Raw genomic sequence first — 890 nt, forward strand, 5'->3', positions numbered from 1 at the left:
CCGGTAAAATGCCGTCCTTTGAAATCGTTCATCGCAACTGACCTTGACAGTACATGAGCCCAATCTTGGAAACCGTGTCAGAGTTTGCAACAGAGCCGCCGTGATGATCGCCCCGGTCTTGCCGCCTGCCTGAAATCGTTGCGCGACGGCGATGTCCTCATCGTTTGGAAGCTCGACCGGCTCGGCCGAACGCTCACCCACCTGGTCAGCACGGTGCAGAATCTGTCGGATCGCGGTATCGGTCTGCGGGTGCTCACCGGCAAGGGCGCGCAGATCGACACCACGACGCCATCGGGCCGGATGGTGTTCGGCATTTTTGCCACACTGGCGGAGTTTGAGCGGGATATGATCCGCGAGCGCACCATGGCTGGCCTGGCCGCTGCCCGCGCGCGGGGACGCAAGGGTGGCCGCAAGTTCGCCCTCTCCAAGGCCCAGGTGCGGCTCGCTCAGGCTGCTATGGCCCAACGCGACACGTCCGTTTCCGACCTCTGCAAGGAACTCGGGATCGAGCGCGTCACTCTCTACCGCTATGTCGGTCCCAACGGGGAACTCCGGGATTACGGTCAGCGCGTGCTTGCTGCCAAAACGCGATGATGATGACGGGAGCCCCGATCAAACGTACCCAAGCGGACGCCGCAGACGTTGCAGACCTGTACAACCGTTGCAGCGACTATTTCCTGTTGCAGGACGGGGCCGCGCCCACGCTGGACGATGCTCGCGAGCTTTTCTCCGATGTGCCGCCCGAAAAGAGCGCCCACAATCAAGCTGTCCTGGGATGGAAGGGGCCTGGCGGCCTATATGCAATCGCGGCCATCCTCCGCGATTATCCGCGTGATGGCACATGGTATCTCGGCTTCATGATCGTAGATGCCGCACAGCGTGGTCGTGGC

General features: G+C 62.0%; 1 protein-coding gene and 1 pseudogene. Both read left to right on the forward strand.

Annotation, left to right across the window (positions count from 1 at the left end):
• The first annotated feature begins 84 nt into the window (after nucleotides 1–84).
• Complete coding sequence (locus B7X90_RS16935; RefSeq protein WP_083434574.1) at nucleotides 85–594, forward strand: recombinase family protein; 510 nt, start codon at nucleotides 85–87, stop codon at nucleotides 592–594.
• Between the two features lie 2 nt (nucleotides 595–596).
• Nucleotides 597–890: pseudogene (locus B7X90_RS16940) on the forward strand (GNAT family N-acetyltransferase); the annotation flags it as partial.

The sequence above is a fragment of the Novosphingobium sp. 17-62-19 genome, from assembly GCF_002256775.1.
In the GTDB taxonomy this organism is placed as follows: domain Bacteria; phylum Pseudomonadota; class Alphaproteobacteria; order Sphingomonadales; family Sphingomonadaceae; genus Novosphingobium.